We start from the raw sequence: 4,276 nt of genomic DNA, 5'->3' as shown, positions 1-4,276 counted from the left end.
TCCGGACCCACGAACTGACTCGTGTCCAAACCGGTGATCTGCGCGGCGGCCTGCGTTGCCGCCGAACCGAAGCCCTGCCACCGCGACGCCGACGATCGAATCGCCGACGGATCACCATCCATCTTGAACAGATGCCCCGGAAACTCAGCCATCGCGCCGGACCTCCCCCGTCCACGCCAACACGCCTGAAGCCCTCGCAGCGCCCGACATGGGGCAGCTAACCACCCGGCACCACGAACCAGGACAAGCCCCGATGAGCTGGCCCTACCGCCATTCGAACATAGACACGCAACGAGCTTTGACCACTACCGCAGTCGCATTTGGCGCCATCTGACGTAGGCCGGCTTTTCCGCACCACCCGCCCGCCACCAGCCTCCACCCACCGACCGCCACCATCGCCCTCAAACGGCGCGCTCGACGCGCAGCTCGCGCCGGCCGCCCGAGGCGTCGACGCGGGAGGCCCTCCACCTCGTGGCCGTGCGGACCAGTCGCATATCTCGCACAGGTCTGCGGCAGCCCACGTCAGTCAATCGGCAACGGGTACGCGCGACTGTTCGGCACTACCGGCTCGTCGCCGGCCTCTACGCGGTGACGTGGGGGCGAACGGCCAGGCACTGGTAGCGCAAGTTGAGCCGGCCGATGGCCTCCGCGTACTTGCCGTAGTAGACGTCGGTCAGGATCACCATCGGGTAATGGGCGCCCGCATCGGTGAGTGCGCTGATCGGCAGGGAGAGGTGGAACAATCTGCGGATCTCCATCAGTGCTTTCATCCCGGGACGGTGGGTGACCAGAACGTCGATCAGCCCGGTCGGGGCCGCCTCATCCCCGACATCTTCGGCTGACTTCATTGACCGGAAGCCGTCCACAGCCAGGCCCGCCAACCGGCCGACACGCGTGCCGTCGTCAGAGCCCACCGCCCCGAGGCCGATGAGGACGACCTCGGGGGCGGGGTCGTTCCTCACGACGAACAGGCCGGCTCCGCCGCCGTCGTCCCCAATCAGCAGCAGGCCCGGTGCGTAGTCCGAGATCTCGTACGTGAGGTTGCGTTCGGCGATCTCGTCCGGCCCGTAGAGGGACACGTCGGCTGCGGCGTCCACCGGCCGCACGCCCGTCCAGACGTCGAGCAGCGCCTCCGGCGGCCGGACGCCCACCTGCGCCTCGACCCGTCGGGCGATCTCCTCCCGACCGTCGTCCACGACATGCTCCCCCCGATCCGCCCAGCCCACGATCGAGTCTGTGCTCATGGTCAGGTTGCCGTGCTCGTCGTACTCGCGCCGTCAGATCGCACCGCGCCACGGAGGCCGGAACGCCTCATCCGGGGCAGACCCGTTCAGGTCACCTGGCCACACCCGAGCCGGCCTGCTGCCCACTCGACCCTGTCTTCCCAGGTAGCACCATAAAAAAGCTCAGCAAGCAACTCTTCCGACTCCTCGGGTGAGAGACGCTTGCCGCCCAGGCCGGTGCCCGAGAGGTCGCCACCAGCAGCCATATTCCAATGTGCGGCGACGATCACCCCGAGCACTACCGAGCGCCTGTCCCGGTTCGCGGTGACATACCCGATGCCGGTGCCACTCGAAGAATCGTAGTTGAATTGCACCAACTCGACGCTGGACATTCTCCCAGCTATCTCAGAACTCAGGACGTAAGAGAAGGCCGTGTCTCCCTCCGCTGGTTCGGAGCCCACCTGGGCATCGTCTTCGAGACGCAGAACGACCGCCGTATCAGCCAGGCGCTCCAGCGTCTTCCTCACCTGCTCGACGAGGCTCTGCGGATCCAGCGGTCGCCCACCTTCGATACTCCACTCAAGTGCCATAGTGAACCCAGCCTTCACCAGTTCGAATCGAGATCTGGGAGAACGCCGGCCCACCGGCCATCCTGGCCAGGTGGTCGATTCCGAGGGCGTCAGCCATCGAGACACCATGGGCGCGGATGAAGAGGATCGCTCCCTGATCACGAAAATCAGTCTTCAAGATCGAACGTCGCGCCTTGTCGGCCGCTCCCTTGAGCGCGTTCACGTTGTTGGCGCTTCCGGGCGCGACCTCTTTGAGGCTTGCCGGGGCGCCGTTCCAGAACCCGTCGACGCCGGCCGTGTTGCTGGCACTCTGTCCCTCGAAGTGGCCGCCAAGTTCGTCAGCAATCTCACGCGCTTGGACATATTCGTCGTCGGACAAGCCGTTCCGCGCCACTGTTCCGCAAGGCACCAATCCGAAAGGATCGATTGCGGCGGTAGCATTGAATACGTATCCGTGCGGCCTCGCGCCGGCCACCAGCCCGAGTGGATCGGTGGATAGGTAGCCAACGCTCACGGGGTCGTAGTAGCGGTGATGGTTGTACGAGGCGCCGGTCTCCGAGTCGTGGATCTGTCCGGGGAAGCGGAGTGGGCAGTCGGCACCTGTGGCACTGGCGTGGGTCGGGATCCCCCAGATGGTGGTGCGCTGCTGCCAGGCGATTTCGCCGTCCGGGCTGACCAGTTCGGTGGGTGTGCCGACCAGGTCGGTCACGATCGCGTAGAAGCGGCGGTCTACCTCGTCCTGGTCGGCGAAGCCGTCGGTCTGGCTGATCGGGGTGAACGTGCCGGGGGCGTACTCCCAGGTGCTGATCCGGTCGCCGCCGTCGCCGCGGTGGGTCTGCTCGATGAGACGTGGGCCGTCCCAGGCGAAGTCGACCTGCTCGACCACGCCATCGTCGGCGTCGAGGCGTTGCTTGGCGACCCGCCGGCCGAGCGCGTCGTACCGGTAGCGCCACCGGGTGCCGTCCGGCGTGGTGACGGCGGTCAACCGGTCCTCGCTGTCCCAGGTGTAGCGCCAGGTCGACGGCTTGGTCGAACGCTCCTTGCGCTGCCGCAGCGTCATCCGACAGGCCGCGTCGTACTCGTAGCGCAGGTCGCCGGCCCGCCTGATCAAGGTGCCGGTGTACTCCCGTTCACCTCTGGCACCACCAACTCCGCCGGCGGCACCCGGCCAGGTGGCACTGGATATGTTGCCGGCGTCGTCGTAGGCGTACCGCTCAGTCCAGTCGCCGGCCTGGACGGCGGTGATCCGGCCGGCCCGGTCCAGCTCCAGCCGTCGCTCGCCGGTGAGTTGGTCGGCAACGTCGGTCAGGTAGCCGTCGGCGCGATACCGGTAGGCCCGGTGGGCGACCAGCCCCGGCACTGACGCTGGCCCAGCGGAACTCGCGGTGACGATCTGCGAGAGCAGCCGATGATTCGCGTCCCAACTCTGGGTCAGCGCGAGACCACCGACCTCACGCCGAGTCTCCCGACCGGCCGCGTCGTGGACGAAGCTGACCGCAGCCCCACCGGTACGCAGGGCCGCCGGTCGATGCCTGACGTCGTACTCCCACACACTCTGCACCCCCGAGGGAGTACGCCGATGCGTCCGTCGGCCGAGCACGTCGTAGGAAGAGGAAACCACCTGACCGTCGCGGATCTCGGCCAGCACTCGGCCCAACGGATCCCGCTCGAAGCTGAGTGCGACCTCGGACGAGTTGGCGCGGAGCAGCCGGCCGGCCGGGTCGTACCCGAAGGTCGTGGTCCCCTCGGCGGTGCGTCTCTCGACGACGTTGCCCAGCGGATCGCGGACCAGCTCAATGGTCTGCCCGGCACCGTTGGTGCGGGCCACGACCTGGCCGGCGGCGTCGTGCGTATAGGTCTGCGTCCGGCCGTTGAAGTCGGTTTCGGCGACCAGCCGCCCGGCCGGGTCGTAGTCGTAGGACCAGACGAGTCCTTGCGGGTTGGTGACCGTGGTGAGCCGCAACTCGGTGTCGTAACCGAACGCGAACCGCCCGCCGTCCGGTCCGGTGCGCGCCACCGTGAGGTCGAAGGACCCGATCTCGAACTCGGTCGTCGCCCCGCTCTGGTCGGTGTGGCTGACCAGGTTGCCCTCCGGGTCGTAGGTCCACTCCTCACTCACCCCGTCCGGACTCCGCCGCCACGCCAGCCGCCCCTCGATGGTCCAGCCAAGACGTGTGGTGCCGCCGACCGGATCGGTGATCTCGGTGATCCGGCCAGCCCGATCGCGTCGACAACTAGTCACTGCGCCGATGGCGTCGGTGATCCGCGTGAGGAGGCCGGCGGCGTCGACTGCCACCTCAACGGCGTTTCCCAGCGGGTCGACCATCTCGGCGAGGTGACCGGCGTCGTCGTAGCGGTATCGGGTGGTCGCGCCAATGGGATCGGTGACCATGGTCAGGTTGCCGCGTTCGTCGTACTCACGGCGCCAGATCGCACCGTCGACGTCGGTGACCACGACCGGCTGACGTAGCTCGTTGTACGCGG

At 67.4% G+C, this 4,276-nt stretch carries 3 protein-coding genes; all 3 read right to left on the bottom strand.

The genetic code is table 11. The annotated features are described in order from the left end of the window. Positions 1-581 precede the first annotated feature (581 nt). Positions 582-1,196, bottom strand: a complete 615-nt coding sequence (locus tag AB0B57_RS36745) for a hypothetical protein (protein WP_357081074.1) — start codon at positions 1,194-1,196, stop codon at positions 582-584. A 134-nt stretch (positions 1,197-1,330) separates the two neighbouring features. Then, entirely contained in the window at positions 1,331-1,831 is a 501-nt protein-coding gene (locus AB0B57_RS36740; protein WP_357081070.1) for a hypothetical protein, read from the bottom strand. Next, positions 1,803-4,276: RHS repeat-associated core domain-containing protein (locus AB0B57_RS36735; protein ID WP_357081067.1), on the bottom strand; the 2,474-nt coding region annotated here is incomplete at its 5' end. The genes AB0B57_RS36740 and AB0B57_RS36735, both read right to left, overlap by 29 nt.

This window comes from Micromonospora sp. NPDC049101 (genome assembly GCF_040648675.1).
Taxonomy (GTDB): domain Bacteria; phylum Actinomycetota; class Actinomycetes; order Mycobacteriales; family Micromonosporaceae; genus Micromonospora.
The sequence above is the reverse complement of the archived record's forward strand: the minus strand, read 5'-3'. Positions and strand labels throughout refer to the sequence as shown.